This is a genomic window from Marivirga atlantica (assembly GCF_016734805.1).
Taxonomy (GTDB): domain Bacteria; phylum Bacteroidota; class Bacteroidia; order Cytophagales; family Cyclobacteriaceae; genus Marivirga; species Marivirga atlantica.
The window spans coordinates 557961-578827 of the sequence record NZ_JAERQG010000004.1; the positions used below are offsets into that span (position 1 = coordinate 557961).

A 20867-nucleotide genomic window follows, 5' to 3' on the forward strand; every position below is an offset into this window, starting at 1 on the left:
TTATTTCTGACTAGGAATATTAAGTTTAAAAGTTGTTCCCTTTTTCTGCTCACTGGTGAAGCTAATTTCACCGCCCAGAATAGTAACTAATTGCTTCACAATTGACAAGCCCAAGCCTGAGCTTGTTTCTTTACCAGTTGGTTTAGTTGAAATCTTTTGAAATTTCTTAAAAACTTTGTGGTGTTCTTTTTCCGGAATACCGAGACCCTGATCAGCTACTACCACAAATAAGCCTTTTGATTTCAATTCATATTTTAACGTGACCTTTGATTCAGAAAAGGAATACTTAAAAGCATTACTTAACAAATTATCAATGATGCGCTGCAGCATATTTTCGTCAGAATAGAAACTGGCGCCCTCATCAAATCTATGTATAATTTCAAATTCAATATTCTTCTCCTTGGCTATTTGCTTAAACTTATCTTCTAAATCTTCAGCAAATGGTTTCAGCTTTATTTCAGCTGGCTGAGGTTTATAAGCATCTTCAAACTGGTAAAGAACCAATAAGTCGTTAATAAATTTTAAGCCTTGTTTACCTACATGCTCAATCATGCCGAGGTATTTTAGGTTATCCTCACTTTTAACCTCGCCTGACTTTTGTATCACGTTTGACAAACCAATGCTTGTATTTAGAGGTGATTTTAAGTCATGCGCCACAACATGTAAAATACCATCCTTCTCTTGGTTAATGTTTTTTAGGTTATCATTCGCCTTCATTAAAGCTTCATTTTGTTCATCTAATTGGATGGTACGTTCTTTTACCTTTTTCTCTAATTCCGTATTCAATTGTTGAAGAGCTAAGCTTAATTCTTCCGTTTTTTCATAATTAAGATTAGTACGATAGGCCATTATTACAACATGCGAAAAAAGATATAGGAAAATGCCGGTAGCAAAAATTACATCTCCCCTCAATTCCGCCTGATGCATTAATATTTCAAATACAGTGGCTGCGAAGAGTATGGTGAAGCCTGCCAGTGCTACTCTTAGTTGAGTACCACCTTTAATGGCATTTTTAGTAATGTAGAATAGAATAGCCGCTCCGGTCAATACGGTTAAGATCTGGGCAAACGGTACTATGTAAGAAGTGTAATACAGTGGCGCAAAAAAGGTAAATACGGAAGCAACAACCCCAAAAGTAAATGCAACAGTATTAATGATTTTAGGAATTACATCAGGAAATAAATAGTAAACAAAACGTGCTGTAAAACCTAAAAGCAAGAAGAAGCTTATAATTTCAATTCTGGTAACTACAAACCACGACCATCCTGCGTATTCAACCAAAGCGAATTCACCAACACTGGCCGATCTTATAACAGTTAAAAAACAAACAATGGCAAAGTTTCTGGCCAGTTTATCTTTGTACTTAAATAAATTAAGCGCCAAGTGATACACGCCCATAAAAAGAATAGCCCCCATTAAAAAGAAATCGAGAATAAGCTTCTTTTCCTTTTTAGCCCTTAGCGTTTTCATACTGCTCATAATTGGAGCACGCCACATTCCTCCCTTTCTGTAATGAAAATTGGATACATGGTAGACTATTTTTAATGTATCCGTTTCAGGAAGTTCATAAATAATATTCTGATACTTAGGAATAGAAGAATCTTTGCTCTTACCCACTTTACCCAGTTCACCTTTTAATTCTCCGTTTACGTAAAGCTTGTAATTAAGCCCCGTGATTCTCGCATCCATGCCGAGGTTCTTAGATTCTTTAGGTACTATCACTTTTAAATAGTAGGTAGCAAACCCTAGGCGCGGTAAATCGCCATCATATTCATCCCAGGTGCTAGGGATACCAACGTATTGCGGATTACTTACAGTATCCATCTGCTGAGCGCTCAGAAATTCTCCAAAATAAAACTGCCAATCAGCTTCCAGAAACTGTAGCTCGCTGGTATTCTCTTCTGTAAGGTCAAGAATATTTTGCCCCATACTGGTATTTGTATAAACACACAGCAATAGGGCAAATGCTATTTTCATTATTTTAACTGTTACTTTCAAAGCGCTGGATACTAACTTATTAAAGTAACTAAAAATAATATATGGTAAAAGGAAATGTAATAATTAAGGCAAAGCTATCCTTATTCACTATTTTTATTCGTCAATTTTAAGTCTATCTTCCATAAACGCTAGCTCCCAGGCGGTATAAAATACAAGATCAGTTCTTTTCTTAAGAAGGTCAAATTGAATCTTATCAACTGTATCAGTTGGTCTATGGTAGTCTTTATGGATACCATTGAAGTAAAAAATGATTGGCACCCCGTTTTTTGCAAAATTCCAGTGATCAGACCTATAATAAATTCTATCAGGGTGATCTTCCGCATTGTAAGTATAATCCAGATCAAGCTTGGTGTAATAATTATTAACACTATCGCTTATATCATGCAGCTGTGTTGAAATTCGGTTAGAGCCTATTAAATAAACAAACTCCCTATTGTTTCTATGCGATGAATCCAGCCTACCAATCATATCAATATTAAGATTGGCTACTGTGTTCTCTAATGGAAAAACAGGGTTTTCAGAGTAGTAAGCAGAACCAAGCAATCCCTTTTCTTCACCAGTTACAGGCATAAAGAGAATACTTCTTGTTGGCACAAATCCATCTTTCTTGGCTTTTGCAAATGCTTCAGCTATTTCTAAAACTGCCGTAGTTCCAGAAGCATCATCATCCGCACCATTATAAATTTCATTTCCTTTAATCCCCTCATGGTCGTAGTGTGCGGTAATAACAATCAACTCATCCTTCTTTTCTCCTCCTTCTAAGTAACCTAACACATTTTCAGTTTCCATTGTGCTGGTAGTAACCTCTCCAAAAATCTCTGCATCTACTTGATCACCAATTTTAAGCTCATCTACATTTTTATCAAACATATTTGAAGCTACTTCTCTATATGTTACCATACTTACAATACCGTCATTTTCCGGTTTATTCCTAGAAAGAGAACCTTGTGTAACATAATATTGCCCATAACGAATAACTAAATCCATTTTAGCACTATCATCCGCAATAACCAAGGCACCTCTGGCACCACTTTCTTCTAACCGACTTAAAACTGGTGTGAACTGTCCATCAGCTTTAAACACAACAAATTTATCTTTTACATCAAACTTCTTTAAATCGTCTTCAGTAGCTTTGTTAACAAAATGGAAGGTTACTTTGCTTCTCTCAATAGGATTATCTGACCAATAGACTATTTCCTTTAAGTTCTTAAGCGTATCATTATTTACAATTAATTCCGAAGCTCCCCTTTTGGTAAGGTATAAATTAAATGTTTGGAAATATTCTGAGCTATTAACTGGCGCCTGTAACCCTAGCTTTTTGAAATGCTCTTTAATATAGGCCGCAGCCATTTTCTGACCTTTTTTGGCTGTTTCTCTACCTTCAAGAGAATCGGATGCAAGAATACTGAGATGCTTCTGAAGATCTTTATAGTCGATCGTAGCCGCATACTTTCTGGCTGCCTTTTCATTGATCTGTCCGAAAGACAGATTAACCAACAAACAGGCTATTAGTGTTAATGTATATTTAATCATGGATGAATGGTTAGTAAGTGTTTATGTATAAGGAATTAAGTATTTGATACACTTTAAATTAAACAGAAAATTTAATTATCCGCATTGATAAACATTGCGGATAATACTTAGTTCGAAACAAACAGGCTTCAGCTAAATTATTTTGTCTATTTTACTGTTAACTGCCTTAAAATACAGATAATATTATTGTACTTTTGCGGCAATATTGAATGCCTCAATATTTGAAAAATTTTAATGTTTACCTTCTAATATTATGAAATTAAATCCCGCTTATCAAGAAAGATTTGAAGTAAGGCATAACGGACCTGATGAGGAGCAGATTAAGGAGATGTTGGTTACCGTAAAAGCCGATTCTTTGGAAGCTTTAATTCAGGAAACTATTCCGCAATCAATTAGGCTTAAACAGGAAATGAACCTGCCGGAGGCTGAAACAGAATTTGAGTTTTTGGAATCTTTTAAAGCCATAGCAAGAAAGAATGAGATTTTCAGATCATACATTGGGCTGGGTTATTATAATACGCACGTTCCTGGTGTAATTCTAAGAAACATCATGGAAAACCCAGGATGGTATACAGCATATACTCCTTATCAAGCAGAAATTGCACAGGGTAGACTCGAAGCACTTGTGAACTTCCAAACAATGGTGATGGATTTAACAGGTATGGAGCTAGCAAATGCCTCATTACTTGATGAAGGCACTGCTGCTGCTGAAGCTATGAGTATGTTCTTTGGCTTAAGAAAAGGCACTAAGAAAAAGGCTACAACTTTTTATGTCGATGAAAAAGTGTTTCCACAAACCCTAGATGTGCTTACCACAAGAGCCATTCCGATGGGTATTGAACTTAAAGTAGGCGACATCAATAAGATGGATGTTACGGATGAGCAAATCTTTGGATTCTATGCCCAACAAATAAATACCTATGGTGATATTCTCGAGCTAAAATCAATAATTGAGGCAGCATCTGAAAATAATATTTACAGCACCATTGGAGCTGATTTGCTTTCTTTAACACTCTTAACACCTCCTGGTGAATGTGGTGCTGATTGTGTAGTAGGTACCTCTCAACGTTTTGGTATCCCATTGGGCTATGGAGGCCCTCACGCAGCATTTTTTGCTACCAGAGAAGCTTTTAAAAGACAAATTCCTGGTAGAATAATTGGTGTTTCTGTAGATAAAGATGGTAACAAAGCCTACAGAATGGCCCTACAAACCAGAGAGCAACATATTAAAAGAGAAAAAGCTACTTCCAACATTTGTACTGCTCAGGTATTACTGGCGGTAATGGCTGGAATGTATGCCGTATATCACGGTCCTAAAGGTTTGCGGCAAATAGCTGAAAGAACCCACGCATTAGCTCAGTTACTAGTTAAAGCTTTAGGATCAGTAGGTTACAAAACCTTAAATAACAATTACTTTGATACCATCACTGTTGAGGTTGAATCAGAAAAAGTAAGAGAAAAGATTCACTCGCTTACATTAGATTATGGTATCAACTTAAACTTTAGTGGTACTCACACGGTCTCTATTGCACTTAATGAAACTACACGAATTGAGGATATCAAAGATCTTTATGCCATCTTCACTTTAGCAATTGACGAAGATCCTAACGAATTTCCACTTAGAGAGGAAGCACAAAACATTTCCATTATTTGGCCTTCTCATTTTGTGAGAAAAAGCAGCTATCTAGATCATCCGGTGTTCAATAGCTTTCATGCTGAGCATGAGATGTTACGTTACATCAAAAGGTTGGAGAATAAAGATCTTTCTTTAGTGCATTCTATGATCTCTTTAGGATCATGCACTATGAAGTTGAATGCAACAACTGAGATGATTCCTGTAACATGGCCTGAATTAGGCAACATTCATCCTTATGCACCAAAAGAGCAGGCCTTGGGCTATCGGGAGATGTTCATCAAATTAGAAAATTGGCTCACAGAAATAACAGGCTTTTCTGCAACCTCTTTACAGCCTAACTCTGGTGCTCAAGGAGAGTACGCAGGCCTAATGGTAATTAGAGCTTACCACCAAAGTAAAGGCGATGATCAGAGAAACGTAACCATCATTCCTTCGTCAGCACATGGCACCAACCCTGCTAGTGCAGTGATGGCAGGCATGAAAGTGGTTATTGTAAAATGCGATGATAACGGCAACATAGATCTTACTGATCTAAAGGAAAAAGCTGAACAACATAAAGACAATTTATCTGCCTTTATGGTAACATATCCTTCAACACATGGTGTATTTGAGGAAGACATTATGGAAATGTGTCAGATCATCCATGACAATGGCGGTTTAGTTTATATGGATGGAGCCAACATGAACGCACAAGTTGGGTTAACTTCCCCTGCCAATATTGGAGCAGACGTTTGTCACTTAAATCTACATAAAACATTCTGTATACCTCACGGTGGTGGTGGACCTGGCATGGGTCCAATTTGTGTGGTAGAACATTTAAAAGAGTTTTTACCTGGGAATCCACTAGTATTAACTGGAGGAGATAATTCCATTTCTTCTATATCTGCGGCTCCTTGGGGTAGCGCAAGTATTTTAGCCATAAGCTATGCTTATATAGCTTTAATGGGTCCTAAAGGATTGAAGAATGCTACGCAAATGGCTATTCTTAATGCCAACTATATAAAAGCTAAATTAGATGGCCATTACCCGGTTCTTTACACCAATAAAAAAGGGAGAGCAGCTCATGAAATGATAATTGACTGCAGAGGATTTAAAGAATTTGGTGTAGAAGTAGAAGATATCGCTAAGCGCTTGATGGATTACGGATATCACTCTCCAACAGTATCATTCCCTGTGGCAGGAACGATGATGATTGAGCCTACTGAGAGTGAAACAAAAGCTGAGCTAGATCAATTCTGTGAAGCTTTAATAGCTATCCGTAAAGAAATTCAAGAGGTAGCTGACGGTAAGGCAGATAGGGATAACAATGTATTGAAGAATGCTCCTCATACTATGAAAACCGCATTGGTTGAAGAATGGGATTTACCATATAGCAGAGAAAAAGCTGTATTCCCACTTCCTTATGTAAAAGCAAATAAATTCTGGCCTAGTGTTAGTAGAATTGATAGTGCTTATGGGGATAGAAACCTTATGTGTAGCTGTATTCCAACATCAGAATATGAGGAAGAAGAAGTAATGGCTTAAAATAAACTAAGCCTAAGATAATTGTAAAAAAGCTTATGGGAATCCATAAGCTTTTTTTTATGAATCGTAGAATCTTCTAACTATCTGCTGATCTTTTCAATAAGCCAATGCCTGAACCGAAAAATATTAAGCCAAGTATGGCAAGGGCCCATGGACTGAGGGTAACCAGGTTAGTTCCGAAAATACCTATTATACCAAGAATAAGTCCTATTATCCCAATAACTGTTAGTGAAACTCCTATTATCTTATTAGTCATTCTATTAAAAAGTTTGGTAAGTAATGATTCTTTTAACAGAATAATTAACAATTAGTTTAAATCTCACATGCCAGATGATGCCTATACAAGATATCTTTTACATCCATTTCTTTTAGTCATCTTGACTTATTGGAACTACCTTCCTTTATCATTTAAGTATACTAAAAACAATAAATCAAAGAAAGCCCACCTCCTTGAAACGAAAGTGCCATATAATTTGACCGATTATTCCTACTTGTTGAAGATTGCTGAATGTTATATAAATCAACCCCATCTTTTGCATCTTTTATAGCTCGCTTCATAATAGCCACTCCTCCTAAAAAAATAGCAGTACTTCCTATTGCAGGATATATACCTGTTAATCCGCCTTCCGAGAATAAATAGACAACACTACCAACCATACCACTAAAACCAATACCTGCTACTATATCAGCTAAGAACTCTTTTTTTCTGGAAGACTTTATTAAAGCAAGCGCTTCAGGGTTCATCACCATTAACTTCATTACTTGCCTTTCGCGAATGACCTTACCATTTAGCGTATAGGTCTCTTGTATGTAATTTTTATCTAAATTAAGTGGAGAAGATATTTCCTGACACTTTACAGAAATACTGAATAAAAGATAAATAGCGAAAGAACTTATCTTCAATTGATTGGCTTTAACTTTAATATCCATCATCTTTAGTTTTAAGCTTAGGATCTGTCATTAATTTAGTTAATTCGCTTAAAATTTTAATGACTGGTTACTCTTTAAATTGAATATGACCAAAACACCAACCATCGCTGTAATTAAAAAACAGCTTTCCGTAGCAGAGCCACCAGAATTAATAGAGTTGTGTCTAACATTAGCAAAATTCAAAAAGGAGAATAAGGAATTGTTGAGTTATTTATTATTTGATAAAGCCGACTTGAACCAATATACTGATGATATTAAGGCTCAAAATGCTATTGCCTTCAGTGAGATCAATTATTCCAATTATTACTTTATGAAAAAAGGAATCAGAAAGATTCTCAAAAATGTTAATAAATATATCAAGTTTACAAAAAACAAAGAGGTAGAAATTGAACTACTAATGGATTTTTGCTTACATCTAAAAAAGAATAAAGCCCTCCATTTTTAAAAATAGTGCTTTGACTAATCTTTATGATCGGCAAGTAAAACTTATCCTAAAAGCCGTAGACACTTTGCATGAAGATTTGCAGTATGATTATTTACTGAAGATCAAACAACTTTAACCACGCAGTACTCTTGTGAAAAATATTTAGCACTTATCTCTCTAATATCTTCTGCCGATATACTTCGAATGGTTTTCACATAATTATCAAAGTATTCCTGATAATCAACCCCTTCCGAAACCTTTGATTTATAGTTATCTGACTGGCTAAAAATAGTATCTAAATTACCTGCTAACTTACCTAGCAAGTAATTTTTAAGAGTGGATAGCTCCTCCTCTGAAACCAAGCTAGACTGCATATTATCTAGCTCCTTTCTACATTCATTAATAGCATCATCTACCGCATCAAGCTTTACGTCTGCTCCAATAATATGATAGCTCAATCCTCTATAGTTGATGATAGTTGAATAAATACCATAGGTATAGCCCTTATCTTCCCTGATATTTTTCATCAACCTTGAACCAAAAAAACCACCTAACATTTCGTTAGCAATAGCAAGTTTAAAATAATCGGGGTGAGACTTATCGATAGAAAGTGAAGCTAGTCGAATTGATGCTTGTACAGAACCTTCACGCTTAATTTCATGAGTTTCGTAGTTAGGATCCAGCTTAAAGTCTCTATTATCGAATTCATCCTTAAACGTTAGAATACCAAATAAATCTTCAATTCTACTTTCTACATCCTCATCAATTTCACCGGCTATGATAATTTGTGGTTTTACACTAAAATTATTAGCATAAAATGATTTCACATCATCAATTGATACTTCTGCCAGACTATTCTCATCAGCCACCAAGGCATATGGAGAACCTTTTAACAATTGCTTCCTCAAAGCTTTGGTAGCTAAATAGCCATTCTTGCCATTATTAACCTTTGCCTTCTGGATCATCTGAAATTTAAGTTTCTCAAAATCCTTATCATCAAAAAGAGGTTCTGTAATAACACTCTTTAGCAATGGAAGTAAGGTTGTGAAGTATTCCTTCAGACATACCATGCTAAAGGTAGTCTCATCATAGCCTACTGCTACATCCGCATGCGCTCCGTAATGATCTAAGGTTTCCTGCAGTTCAGAAGAAGGATAACTCAGCGTGCCTTCCATCATCAGCTTTCCGCATAAAGTAGCTGCGCCTGCAATATTCTCTTCACATTTACCTGTGGGGAAGAAAATATCGATCTTAATTACGGGATTGGTATCATCGGCCAAAATGTGCAACTTAACACCACTACTAAGCTCTGTTAGCTGAACATCCGCCAGTGTTAAGTCATCTAATAAATAAGATTTAGGCGGCTGGGTTCTATCTAGCATAAATTAATCTTTTACTGTGTCCTTGTTGCTGCTTAGCTGATCAAGATTAAAAAGTGCTGTAAACCTTAGTGTTTCTCCAAGTGGATTCTGCTTTTTAACAGGTATTAAATAAGAAAAGTCAAGCCCGAGTACCTGATACCTGAAGCCCAAGCCTGTAGTAAAGTATTTTCTTCCACCTTTAGTATCATGCTCATGAAAATAACCTGTTCTTAAGGCAAAGACATTATTATACCAGTACTCTAATCCTGTAGAGATGGATATCTCTCTCATTTCTTCTTTAAATCCACCTGGTGCATCACCAAATGAACCAAACATACCTTCTAATAAGGTAGGCTCAGTTTCTCTATCAGGATCTGGTGTCGGTACCATAAGTTTATTAAAATCCACCGAGAAGGTTAATGAATTATAAGCATCCAGATATGTTTCAAATGCCGAACCTAGTTTTAGGTTAATGGGTAAAAATTGTTCCTGATCGGCACTGGAATAAGTAACTTTATTTGAAATGTTGGATACCTGAAGCCCAAGATTGAAGTCAGAATCTTTTCCATTAAACAATAACTCTTTCGTATAGAAAACTCCTAAATCAACGATTAAGGCCGTGGCAGGCTTACTTTGCTCTTGCGATGAATTAGAGTAATTGCCAAAAAGATTAGAACGAGCCATTCCTGCTGTTAAAGAAGCTCCTAAGGCATCACTCAACTTTCTTGAATAAGCAAAAGAGATAGCAAAGTCTTTAGGTTTTGCTTGAAGCCCTGGGTCATTTGCGCCAGTTGTGAAGGTGATTTCGCCTAAATCGAAGTATTTTAAAGAAAAGCCTATTACTTGCTCCTGGCTAAGTTTATAGTAGCCACTGAGGTAAGAAATAGACATATCGCTCACATTCAAATTCGCTAACCAGGGTGAATAAGATAATGCACCTCCTACTTCACTTTCTACAAAAGCTAATCTAGCCGCATTCCACTGCATAGCGTTAGCATCAGGACTAAGGGCAGCCCCAACATCACCCATTCCTGCTGCCCGCGAGTCTGGAGAAATTAGTAGGAAAGGCATTGCCGTGGTTATTACATTTCTTTCCTCACCTTCCTGTTGTCCCAAACCGGTTGTTGGAGGAGGATTCTGAGCTTTTAAGGTTGTAGATATAGCAAAAAGTGTTAAAACTACTGATGCTAAGTACTTTGCTTTATGCATGTTTTAATTATTTATTTCAAATATACTTAATTGACTACAATTAGCTTTTTAATTTGACGCGTTTTTGATGCATCTGATGTTGAACGAAGGTTTAATGAGATAAAATATATACCTGCCTTAATTTTTTCTCCACCCCCGGCTCTTAAATTCCAGCTATCTTGTCTTCTTAAATCGGATGTCACAAATTTATCTGAAAATACCATCCTACCAAATCCATCTAATATTTCGTAGTTAACCTCAAGCTCCTCTCCCTTTCTATTGTGGGCAAATACCAGGTTAACATTATTTTGAGCTGGGTTAGGGTATACCAGAAAATCAAGAATATTCAATTGATCACTGCTTACCACATAGAAATCAATAAAAGTCTCCGAAGGATTGTTGAAAACATCTACCGCACCTACCTTTAGTTGGTGCATACCTTCTTCCAATTCTGGTAAGCTTACCTGCACACTACCTTTTTGATAGGAATCTTTTTCGTAATAAAAGAAGTCATTGATTTTAGTCTTTTCCCGATCATCTAATTGAAAATAAACACCATTATTAAGTCCGTTTTGAGAAATACTTATACCATATTCATCATAGAGTGAAATTAATAGGTCATTCTTGCTTCCAACTTCGTCTCCATTCTGAAAAGTACTATCATTCAAAAAAGCGGTAATGTCAGGAGAAATATCATCTTCAATACCGACATTACTACTTCCACCAACTGTAAAATCAGTTTTAAAGCCGTTTGCGTCAGTCAAGTCTTTAGAGTTTGCCGCGTACATACTTAATTTACCCAGCCCATTCTGGTAGTTTATTTCTTTAGGCAAATAAAATGTAAGCGTAAACTCTCCATTATTTACCGAGCCTCTACCTCTATAGAGTACACTTTCGAAACTTTCAAACTGGTATTTTTCATCTTCTTTGGTTTCCTTTAATACAGCTTTATCAAAAAGTTCAGCAATTACTTCACCATCAAAATCATTTAAGCGTGCTCCATTAAAGTTTTCAATATGGCCAGTTATACTTACTTTATCTAAGCTTCTTAAAGTATCAGTGGGGCCATTTTCATTGTACAATTCATCAACTATAATTTTTTCCTTCGGCAACCCTAATGTCATCGATGGATCACCTAGTAGAATGAAATTTCTATTATTCACATCACTTATGGAGTTATTTTTTGTCTCTCTAATGATATCACCAAGCCTTTGTGGAGTATTATTCTCTCTTTTGAAGGCATTAGCATAAAAAGCTTTGTTCAATTTCAGATTAGAACTTGAATATACGGGGCGCGAAGTGGTTAATAAGGCGATTGCTCCTGAGTTATGCTTGTGTAGAAGCTTCTGAGCACCAGAAACTATGAAGGGATTATCGTGTCTACCAAATTCACAAGTTGCAGTAACAAATAATGGAAAGTGGTTAGTATTATTCCATCCTCTAATCATGCTATTTGTAAGTATGGCTTCATTTGTCCAGCTTTCTTCAGCTCCATGCCCAATGTAGTTAACCAATAAAGCACCTTTCTCCATCATTTTGTTGATGGCATCTTTCATTTCTGGTGAACGCTCGGAACTTGCAAATGCCTCTTGCTCATAAGCACCTAAGAATAATTTATTGATATTAAAATAATCAAATTCGGATACTACAAAATCAATTAACTGCTGACTTTCCTTATAGAATTGATTAATGTCTGAGCTACTTGGGTTATCTTCATCATCAGCCACATAGTATAATTCATTTCGCCACTTTCCTTTAAGTATAGGATCTTTATCATACCTGATAATCTTGTCCACGGTATGCAGAGCATCTTCCAGGTTCCTAGCAGTGATTCTACCTATTCCTAAATCCATCTGATCGTTGTTTGAAGTATTCTCCTCCCAAGCTCCTTCATTATCATCCATGAAAACAAAAAAATCATCTGAAGCATACGTTGCCACAGGATCTAATGACTCCCTTGATTGATAGATGGGAACGTAATTAGTATTTCTGCTTACCCGATTTTTATAATCATACGAGCCTGAGCCCATCATTAATACATATTTTAATTTATTGGGTGCTTGGCGATAAAGCTTTCTGATGTAGTTACGAAGGGCAGAAACATCTCTTCTTCCTGAACCAAACTCGTTAAAAATATCTGAAGTTGAAGCTACAGTAACATCGAAACCACTAAAGGAGCTTCTATGACTTGCCAATTTATTGGCTGCCTCGATGAAAGCCGGATGACTAATAATTAAGAAGTCTGGCGTACTTGAGGTATTCAAAGTCAGTTTATCAACACTCTCAATAAAAGTTGGCTTGTAGGCTATTTCCTGATTGAAAACAACAAACTTAACTTCAGTAGTATCATTCGTGTTTTTGAAAGAAAAACCACCTGAATTGTGATTAATAGACCTTGGCATAAGTTCATCAGAAACATCCCATATTTTGGCCTCAGAAGCCAGGTCAATAGCTACCTTAAAATTTGACTGCAACTGAAAATTTCTGTTCCTAATTACAAGCTGTTCAGAATCAAATATGTTCTGCTCTGGCACTTGTAGATAAAGATAATCCAAATAACCACTGTACTGATTTCCTTTTGAATTGATATGCTCCAATGTAACTTCTAGTGATCTCCCTGACAAAATAGAGGTAGATATTTGGTCAAAATTATTTATCAGCCTTCCTTCTGCTGTATAATCAGAGTCCGAAATATTGGGTATGGGGTGTTCAATTAATTGAAAATCATTGACAGAAATTCGTAAACTATCTACTGATGTACTTTGTCCCACATAAGCAGAGTTTAGAACGATAGGTTGATTACTTGCTAATTCGTTTCTAAGGTCAAAAGTAAAACTCCTGCTTTTTTCCACTAAAAAAGATTCTCCAAACCATTTTCTTCCAGAGCTTAGGACGTTTACTAATTCCCTTTCATGCAGATAAATCTGATCTGACCAGTTAAAAGTATTAGTACTTGTTGTACTTTCATTTACTATCTGTATTAATTTCTGGGGATTGTCATCATCAATGGCAATAAAGAAATACAATGAATCTGAATAGATATTTTTAGAATAGCTGTATATCTTTTCGGCAAAATCATATTGAATATTGTCTACATGATCAGCATAAAAGAGAATGTATTCGTTACTCTCGAAAGATGAATTCGAATTAGCTTCTTTTGAAATTGCTAACTGTTGCGGGCTATTAGGATAAGCGATACTATTTGCTTGCGGTATGCTTCCTCCAGGCATTCCATAAACGCCAATTTTATTAGGGTCAATTTCAGAAGGATTAAACCCGGCACTTTTTAAAAGAGAAGCATCAATTTTATAAACACCTTCCTTACTAGTAGCAATCTTTAACACATTTGATTGTGTAAGCACCGATTGGGCTTCAGCTACTAAAGCTGCGCATAAAATTATTAATAAAAGAATTAGGCGTTTGAACATTTCAGCGACAAAGAAATTAGCTTTGATAACACAGTTTTTTAAATATTAATTTCGGCTTGCTACAATATTATTAACTACTGACAAAAGTATATAAAAGGCTATAACGAAAGGAATTCCAGAAAATTGAAAGAGCACAACCAAAGTTATAGCACCTAAAATTAGAATATACCTAAAGATGTTCTCCTTGAATTTTAAAGACTTAAATTTCAACGCTATCATTGGTATTTCAGCTACTAATAAAAGTGAAAAAATAGTGACAACAATTGATAAGGCTGTTTTTTCAAATAAGAAATCAAATCCTGGTATATCTTTCAAGAAGATTAGCGAACATATAAAAATAGCATTTGCTGGTGTTGGTAAGCCAATAAATTGATCAGATTGGCGTGTATCAACATTAAATTTTGCCAACCTGAAAGCTGAGAAGACCGCTATCGCAAAAGCTATAAACTTCCAGTTACCAGCATCAGCGGCTGATAAATATTGAAACATTATAAATGATGGTAACACACCAAAAGTCACCATATCTGCTAGTGAATCAAGTTGCTTACCTATTTCCGAATGTACTTTTAATAACCGGGCAACCAGTCCATCAAGAAAATCAAACAAAGCCGCTATGCCTATGCAATATGCACTTGACATGAATTCACCATTTAAGGCAAAATAAATACCAATGCAACCAGCAACCAGATTGCCAGTAGTGATCATATTAGGAATATTCTTTTTTATCATTTCTTAATGTATAGCACAAAAAGGATTAGTATTCTTCTCCTTGCCTAAAGTTGTAGTTCCTCCATGCCCTGGGTAAACAACCACTTCATCATGGTATTTAAATAATTTATTTTGAATTGAACTGATCAAGGTATCATGATCACCTCCTGGTAAATCTGTTCTTCCGATACTACCATCAAAAAGCACATCGCCTCCGATAAATATACGCTCTTTCTCATTCATAAAGCCTATATGTCCGGGTGCATGTCCTGGTAGATGAATAATATCAAAGGCTACATTACCAATTTTCAAGACATCGCCTTCTTTAAAAAAGTCGGTAGGAGAAGCCGGAAGATAATTAGCGAACCCATAACCTGCTGCATAACTCGGGACGGCCTCTAAAACAGGTACATCGAGTTCATGCATAAAAAATGGCACTTGGTATTTATCAAGCACAAACTGATTACCTAATACATGATCAATATGGCAATGCGTATTGATCAACTTACTTACCCTCAAGTCTTGCTCTTCAATATATTTAACCAATTGATTTTGCTCATAACCCTCATAACAACCTGGATCAAAAATTACCGCTTCTTTGGTATCATCATGAACAACATAAGTGTTTTCCATGAAAGGATTAAAAACAAATTCTTTAATATGTATCATTTTGCCTAAACTTTCCTGCAAATTTGTTGAAAATTAAACTGATAGCCTAAAATACAATTATATTATCTATGAAGGTCGATTTTTTAATAGTAGGGCACGGAATTGCAGGTATAAGTATTTATGAGCATTTAACAGCAGCCGGGAAAAACTGCCTGGTAATTAATGAAGAGAAAGAGTTTAGTAGTTCTAAAGTAGCAGCAGGTCTCTATAACCCCATAACAGGACGCAAAATGAAGCAGACGTGGAAAGCAAACGAGCTTTTCCCTTACCTTCAGGGTTTCTATGGCCAGCTCGAGAAAGATTTAAAGGCGAAAATTCTTATTGAAAAATCAATCTACCGGCCTTTTGCAAGTATTGAGGATCAAAATGAATGGTTAAGCAATCAGTACAACCATGAAAATTTTGTAGCAAAAACTTATACTTCAAGTCAGTTTAATGAAATTGTTAATGATCCTTTTGGTGGTATCCTTCTGAAAAATTCAGGCTTCGTAGATTTAAAAAAACTAATTCTTGAACATCGAAATCATATTCAGAAAAAACAAGCTTATAAGGCCGGACGCTTTAAATATAATCAGCTTAAAATAGAGAAGGATAGATTTATTTATTCAGATATTGAGGCATTAAACCTTATCTTTTGTGATGGCCCTTTATCGTCAAACCCATACTTCGATTGGATTCCGGTAGCACCAGTTAAAGGTGAATTATTGCATATAAAATTAGAGCAGCAATTACCCGATGATATTATCTTCAACAAAGGCGTATTTATCCTGAGGCATCAGGAAGGCAACTATTACAGAGTAGGAAGTACTTATGAATGGAAAGATTTATCAACTACGCCTACTGAAAAAGCTAAAAATCAAATCATTAATAAGTTAAATGAGTTAATAAAAGTACCCTATCAAATTGTTGATCAGGTAGCAGGTATAAGACCCGCCACAAAAGATAGAAGACCATTGATAGGAACACATCCTACCATTAAGAATATGTTTATTTTCAATGGTTTAGGAACTAAAGGTGTGTCATTAGCGCCTTACTTTGCTCAATCATTGACTAATTACATATTAAATAGAAATGATTTGCATAATGAAGTAAACATTAATCGTTACTATTCATTATATTCAAGTTAGTTTAAGCATGTTATCAAAACCCTTTACATATAAGCTAGTAGTTATCTGTATACTGTTGATTTTTTCGGTGAATAAATCAACAGCCCAAATCGTTGATGAAGAATTTGGAAAGAGCAGAATTCAGTATCGACTATTTGATTGGCGACACTACAGCACACCCCACTTCAACATATATTACTACTACGGAGGTCAGGATTTAGCCAAGCATGTAGCTTCTTACATGGAAGAGGAGCACACGAGAATAACTGACATAATGGGATACGCCCCATATGCTAAAACTAAAATCTTCATTTATAACAGTAACTTAGACCTCAACCAAAGCAATGTAGGTTTAAACGAAGCTAAGTTTGACATAGCAGGACAAACAAATTTTCTGGAGAGCCAGATTGAAATAGCTTTTAACGGCTCTGTTACAGATTTTAAAAAAGGCTTAAATTATCAGGTATCAAAGAGTTACATAAACGATATGCTTTTTGGAGGCTTGGTTTCAGAAATACTCTCTTCTTCCTACTTATTTACAGTTCCGGAGTGGTTTACTTCTGGCATTGCCGCCTACATAGCATATGGCTGGAATGCTAAGATGGATGATTTCGTTCGTGAGTTTCTTACCGAAGAAAATGTAAGTAGAATTACCAAGCTAGAGGGTGAGGAAGCCATGTTGGCCGGCCAGTCAATATGGAATTTTATTTCAGAGAATTACGGTAGAATAAACATTTCATCAATACTTAATCTGACAAGGATTATAAGAAATGAGGAGAAATCCATCACAAATAGCCTCGGTATTCCATATAAACAGTTCCTGATGGACTATAGATCCTTTTATTTAAGTAATCCTGTAGAAGGTACTGAAGATCTTCCGTCCAATAAGGTAAAAGTTAATAGCATCTGGAATAAGGCCGATTACTTTAAGTCAAAGATCAGCCCTAATGGAAAGTGGTTAGCTTATAGCGCTAATAAAAATGGAAGGTTTAAAGTAAAACTTAAAGACATAAGCTCTGGAAAAACAGAAACGATTTTAAAAAATGGTATTAAAAGGTCAGATGAAAAAGCCTATTTAAAAGCACCTGTATTTGATTGGGGTGACAGTACAACTCTAGGCATAGTAGTGTACGAGAGAGGAGTAAATCTGCTGAAATTATATAACCCGTATACCAAGGAGTGGCAAACAAGGGATTTAAGAAGGTTTGATCAAATTAATCAAATGGACATCTATCCAAATGGTAAGACCGCTGTGATTAGTGTTACTGATAAAGCACAATCCGACTTATTCCTGATTAGTACTGCGAGGCCTAATACAAGAAGGCTTACAAATGATATTTATGATGATCTTTATCCTTCATTTATTCCTGACTCTAAAAAAATAATTTTTTCTTCAAATCGACCAAATGACAGCACAAGTACAAATAATAGTTTTGAGCAAATAAAATCGCATCTTAACCTATTTGCTTATGACATTGACGCACCTGTTTCATACGCTATAGATGTTTTAACAAATGACTTGGGCAGCAACACCAATACAACTGTTACCGATAGTTCAGCAGTATATTTTCTGAGTGATAAATCAGGAATTAAGAATTTATATAAAATAGATCTCAATAATAAGATTGCTGAACAAATTACTGCTTATCCTACAAGCATAGAAAATTATGACATTCTACCAGAGCAAAAATATCTAAGCCTATCTCTGTATAATGATGGAGATTTGGACTTATACTTCTTGCAGAAGCCCGAAATCTCTACTCCTAAGTTTTTGATGTCAACTTTTAGAAAGCAGGTTGAGCTGAGTAGAAGAATAGCAGTTAAAGATGATAAAGCAAAGAAGAATACAAATCCAGTATTGACTGATCGAGACACAGTTGAAATAACATCTCAAGAACTTGCCGATAGCGCCAATATTACTGGAAAACTTGATGCAGATGATTTTGACTTCGAATCAGTAATTATGAAAGCACGTTCGAACCAGAGTAGCTTACTAAAAAACTTAAGCAAACTAAGAAAAAAGTCATCCATTACCGGACCATATGATTATGAGTCAAGCTTTAAAATTGATAATGTTACGGTTTCCTTTCTATTTGATCCATTATATGGTTTCTCTCCTTTCGTAGAATATCAAATGAACGACTTGATGGAGAATAACAAATTCTCTGGAGGAATTACAACCTCTATTTTTAATTCTAATTCAAGAAGCACTACGCGCTTCTATGGTCAGTACCAATACTTGGCTAGGTTATTTGACTATACAGTACGATTTGACAGAAAATCGGTTATGTTTAGACAGACAGATAACTTTGCGGATATCTTCGAGCAACAATTTGCCTATAACATATTGAGCTTAGACGCTGCCTTGCCTCTATCCACCAACCTGCGAATTAATGCAGGTCCTCATTTTGGAAACAGGAACTTTACCGAAACAAATCCGGAAATTTTTAGTGGTAACATCTCTCCGGTTGAATCTCCAATTCAATCAGAGTTTTTATATGGGGGCAAAATAGAAATGATTTATGATGACAGCGAAATGCTTGGCCTAAATATACGCCAAGGAAGAAGAGCTAAAATAGCATTTGAAAATTATAATTTTGGTGGAGACTTTTCAGAGTCTTTTAACAAATTCACTGTCGATATTAGAAATTATCAGAGAATATTTAATGAGATTACATTTGCCACCAGATTATATGGAGGTGTTTTCTTTGGCAATAATGCACCTTATTTTATGCTAGGGGGCCTCAACAACTGGGCGACACTTAATAGAGATGCAACTATACGCTTACCTGAAACTGGAGAAGGTGAATATGATTTAGAAAGAAATCCACTGAGTTTCGAATCAGTAGAATCTGTTACTCCAAACAAAAATTTACTTTTCCATGAAGTGGTTACAGGTATAAGAGGTTTTAGAGTTAATGAACTTAGTGGAAGGAATACTATTTTACTGACCAATGAACTTAGAATTCCACTTTTTAGAGCCATCAGTTCAGATGCAATCAAGTCAGCATTCATCCGCAACTTTCAGCTTTTGGCCTTTTATGATATAGGTACTGCATGGCTGGGAGGAAGCCCGTGGGATGCTAATAACAGTATCAATAAAGAAGTAATTTCAAACAATAGTTTTACCGCTACTATTAGAAATTACAAAAATCCATGGTTATCAAGTACCGGACTGGGAATATCTACAGTTCTGTTCGGTTACTATGGCACAATCTATTACGCTTTACCAATTGAAGATTATCAAATCCAAGACCCAACTATTTTATTAGGCATTGGGTATAATTTCTAAAATATATGATTAAATCAATGACCGGATTTGGCAGCTATACGCAGTCAATCAATAATATTTCTATAACATCTGAAGTTAAGACCCTTAATTCAAAATTTCTTGACCTCTCTCTAAAAATTCCAAAATCATTAAGTTCTAAGGAAATTGAAATACGTAATCTAATCAGTGAGCATTTAGTACGTGGTAAAGTAAGTTTTTCCATCCAAATAGATACAGAGTCTAGTTCAGATAATTTTGTAATCAATAAAGACCTGTTTAAGGAATACTATGACTATTACCTTTCTTTAGAAAAAGAAACTGGCAAGACATTCACTGATATTCTAAAGCTTTGTTTGGATTCTCCCGGTGTTCAAAACACTCAAGAAGATAGTTTCGATGATAAACTTTGGCAAAGTGTTCAATCCAATATCATAAATACTCTTTCACAATGCACGGAATCAAGAATTACTGAAGGGACAAAGCTGGCTGAGGTTTTATTGCAATACATTGATTCTATAAGTAAAAGCTTAGACAGTATTATAGAAATTGAGCCCCATCGTCTTAATCAAATAAGAGAACGCCTTAAATCAGATATTAATGATTTAATTAGCTCTTCTGAATACGATCATGACAGATTAGAGCAAGAGCTAATATACTATTCCGAAAAATTAGATATTAATGAAGAGATTGAGCGACTCAAGATTCATTTAAACAGTTATAAAGAAACTATTAAAGAAAATCTTTCTCAGCATGGAAAAAAGCTTGGATTCATTTCACAAGAAATTGGAAGAGAAATAAACACTATTGGTTCAAAAGCCAACTCAGCAGACATTCAAAAATATGTTATTTTAATGAAAGAAGAGCTCGAGAAGATTAAAGAACAAACGTTAAACGTACTTTAAATCTCATATCTCAGCTGATAACATTTTGATTTACTCTCGACAGCCGGTCATTTTATGTTAAACTTGTTTATAGTCAGTGGTCGCTATTGAGCGATTATAAAATGATTAGGCATAAAAAAAGGATTGCTGAATAAACAACAATCCTTATATAATAAAAAGCTGGCAACGACTTACTCTCCCACCTTTTAC

General features: G+C 35.5%; 14 protein-coding genes. 5 read left to right on the top strand and 9 right to left on the bottom strand.

Going from position 1 to position 20867, the window contains the following annotated elements; translation table 11 throughout:
- Together JKP34_RS16615 and JKP34_RS16620 are read right to left on the bottom strand one after the other, a co-directional pair.
- The gene (locus JKP34_RS16615; protein ID WP_201923920.1) at positions 1–1977 is read right to left on the bottom strand and encodes a sensor histidine kinase; all 1977 of its coding nucleotides are present in this window, start codon (positions 1975–1977) and stop codon (positions 1–3) included.
- Positions 1978–2091: 114 nt separating this feature from the next.
- On the bottom strand, positions 2092–3531 hold the full coding sequence (locus tag JKP34_RS16620) for a M28 family peptidase (protein ID WP_201923922.1): 1440 nt from the start codon (positions 3529–3531) through the stop codon (positions 2092–2094).
- A gap of 253 nt (positions 3532–3784) precedes the next feature.
- Between JKP34_RS16620 and gcvP the strand changes: the two genes are divergently transcribed.
- Positions 3785–6691 (top strand): aminomethyl-transferring glycine dehydrogenase, encoded by a 2907-nt coding sequence (gene gcvP / locus JKP34_RS16625; RefSeq protein WP_201923924.1) that lies wholly within the window; start codon positions 3785–3787, stop codon positions 6689–6691.
- Positions 6692–6767: 76 nt separating this feature from the next.
- Here the strand turns inward: gcvP and JKP34_RS16630 are convergent, their stop codons facing one another.
- On the bottom strand, positions 6768–6947 hold the full coding sequence (locus tag JKP34_RS16630) for a hypothetical protein (protein WP_201923927.1): 180 nt from the start codon (positions 6945–6947) through the stop codon (positions 6768–6770).
- Positions 6948–7108: 161 nt separating this feature from the next.
- A complete protein-coding gene (locus tag JKP34_RS16635; RefSeq protein WP_236665028.1) occupies positions 7109–7621 on the bottom strand; it encodes a hypothetical protein in 513 nt (170 codons plus the stop codon).
- An 85-nt stretch (positions 7622–7706) separates the two neighbouring features.
- Here JKP34_RS16635 and JKP34_RS16640 point away from each other — a divergent pair, with 85 nt between their 5' ends.
- On the top strand, positions 7707–8066 hold the full coding sequence (locus tag JKP34_RS16640; RefSeq protein ID WP_236665029.1) for a hypothetical protein: 360 nt from the start codon (positions 7707–7709) through the stop codon (positions 8064–8066).
- Between the two features lie 101 nt (positions 8067–8167).
- On the opposite strand, the gene JKP34_RS16645 is transcribed toward JKP34_RS16640, so the two are convergent.
- From JKP34_RS16645 to JKP34_RS16665, 5 genes are read right to left on the bottom strand one after another with little or no spacing between them, the layout of a single operon-like run.
- On the bottom strand, positions 8168–9427 hold the full coding sequence (locus JKP34_RS16645) for a M16 family metallopeptidase (protein ID WP_201923931.1): 1260 nt from the start codon (positions 9425–9427) through the stop codon (positions 8168–8170).
- 3 nt (positions 9428–9430) lie between these two features.
- The gene (gene porV / locus JKP34_RS16650; protein WP_201923933.1) at positions 9431–10615 is read right to left on the bottom strand and encodes a type IX secretion system outer membrane channel protein PorV; all 1185 of its coding nucleotides are present in this window, start codon (positions 10613–10615) and stop codon (positions 9431–9433) included.
- Between the two features lie 26 nt (positions 10616–10641).
- Positions 10642–14022, bottom strand: a complete 3381-nt coding sequence (gene porU / locus JKP34_RS16655) for a type IX secretion system sortase PorU (protein WP_201923935.1) — start codon at positions 14020–14022, stop codon at positions 10642–10644.
- 45 nt (positions 14023–14067) lie between these two features.
- Positions 14068–14751 (bottom strand): CDP-diacylglycerol--serine O-phosphatidyltransferase, encoded by a 684-nt coding sequence (gene pssA / locus JKP34_RS16660; protein ID WP_201923937.1) that lies wholly within the window; start codon positions 14749–14751, stop codon positions 14068–14070.
- A gap of 3 nt (positions 14752–14754) precedes the next feature.
- The gene (locus tag JKP34_RS16665) at positions 14755–15399 is read right to left on the bottom strand and encodes an MBL fold metallo-hydrolase (protein WP_201923939.1); all 645 of its coding nucleotides are present in this window, start codon (positions 15397–15399) and stop codon (positions 14755–14757) included.
- Between the two features lie 68 nt (positions 15400–15467).
- Here JKP34_RS16665 and JKP34_RS16670 point away from each other — a divergent pair, with 68 nt between their 5' ends.
- The 3 genes from JKP34_RS16670 to JKP34_RS16680 all read left to right on the top strand — a co-directional run bounded on the left by JKP34_RS16670 (position 15468) and on the right by JKP34_RS16680 (position 20678).
- Entirely contained in the window at positions 15468–16526 is a 1059-nt protein-coding gene (locus JKP34_RS16670) for an NAD(P)/FAD-dependent oxidoreductase (RefSeq protein WP_201923941.1), read from the top strand.
- A gap of 67 nt (positions 16527–16593) precedes the next feature.
- Entirely contained in the window at positions 16594–19797 is a 3204-nt protein-coding gene (locus JKP34_RS16675; RefSeq protein WP_201923943.1) for a PD40 domain-containing protein, read from the top strand.
- A 5-nt stretch (positions 19798–19802) separates the two neighbouring features.
- On the top strand, positions 19803–20678 hold the full coding sequence (locus tag JKP34_RS16680) for a YicC/YloC family endoribonuclease (RefSeq protein WP_236665030.1): 876 nt from the start codon (positions 19803–19805) through the stop codon (positions 20676–20678).
- The last annotated feature ends 189 nt before the right edge of the window (positions 20679–20867 follow it).

What these genes read in the sequence shown, in the direction of transcription:
- JKP34_RS16615 (WP_201923920.1), bottom strand. Translation starts at nt 1,977, where the DNA reads ATGAAAATAGCATTTGCCCTATTGCTGTGTGTTTATACAAATACCAGT.
- JKP34_RS16620 (WP_201923922.1), bottom strand. Translation starts at nt 3,531, where the DNA reads ATGATTAAATATACATTAACACTAATAGCCTGTTTGTTGGTTAATCTG.
- gcvP (WP_201923924.1), top strand. Translation starts at nt 3,785, where the DNA reads ATGAAATTAAATCCCGCTTATCAAGAAAGATTTGAAGTAAGGCATAAC.
- JKP34_RS16630 (WP_201923927.1), bottom strand. Translation starts at nt 6,947, where the DNA reads ATGACTAATAAGATAATAGGAGTTTCACTAACAGTTATTGGGATAATA.
- JKP34_RS16635 (WP_236665028.1), bottom strand. Translation starts at nt 7,621, where the DNA reads ATGGATATTAAAGTTAAAGCCAATCAATTGAAGATAAGTTCTTTCGCT.
- JKP34_RS16640 (WP_236665029.1), top strand. Translation starts at nt 7,707, where the DNA reads ATGACCAAAACACCAACCATCGCTGTAATTAAAAAACAGCTTTCCGTA.
- JKP34_RS16645 (WP_201923931.1), bottom strand. Translation starts at nt 9,427, where the DNA reads ATGCTAGATAGAACCCAGCCGCCTAAATCTTATTTATTAGATGACTTA.
- porV (WP_201923933.1), bottom strand. Translation starts at nt 10,615, where the DNA reads ATGCATAAAGCAAAGTACTTAGCATCAGTAGTTTTAACACTTTTTGCT.
- porU (WP_201923935.1), bottom strand. Translation starts at nt 14,022, where the DNA reads ATGTTCAAACGCCTAATTCTTTTATTAATAATTTTATGCGCAGCTTTA.
- pssA (WP_201923937.1), bottom strand. Translation starts at nt 14,751, where the DNA reads ATGATAAAAAAGAATATTCCTAATATGATCACTACTGGCAATCTGGTT.
- JKP34_RS16665 (WP_201923939.1), bottom strand. Translation starts at nt 15,399, where the DNA reads ATGATACATATTAAAGAATTTGTTTTTAATCCTTTCATGGAAAACACT.
- JKP34_RS16670 (WP_201923941.1), top strand. Translation starts at nt 15,468, where the DNA reads ATGAAGGTCGATTTTTTAATAGTAGGGCACGGAATTGCAGGTATAAGT.
- JKP34_RS16680 (WP_236665030.1), top strand. Translation starts at nt 19,803, where the DNA reads ATGATTAAATCAATGACCGGATTTGGCAGCTATACGCAGTCAATCAAT.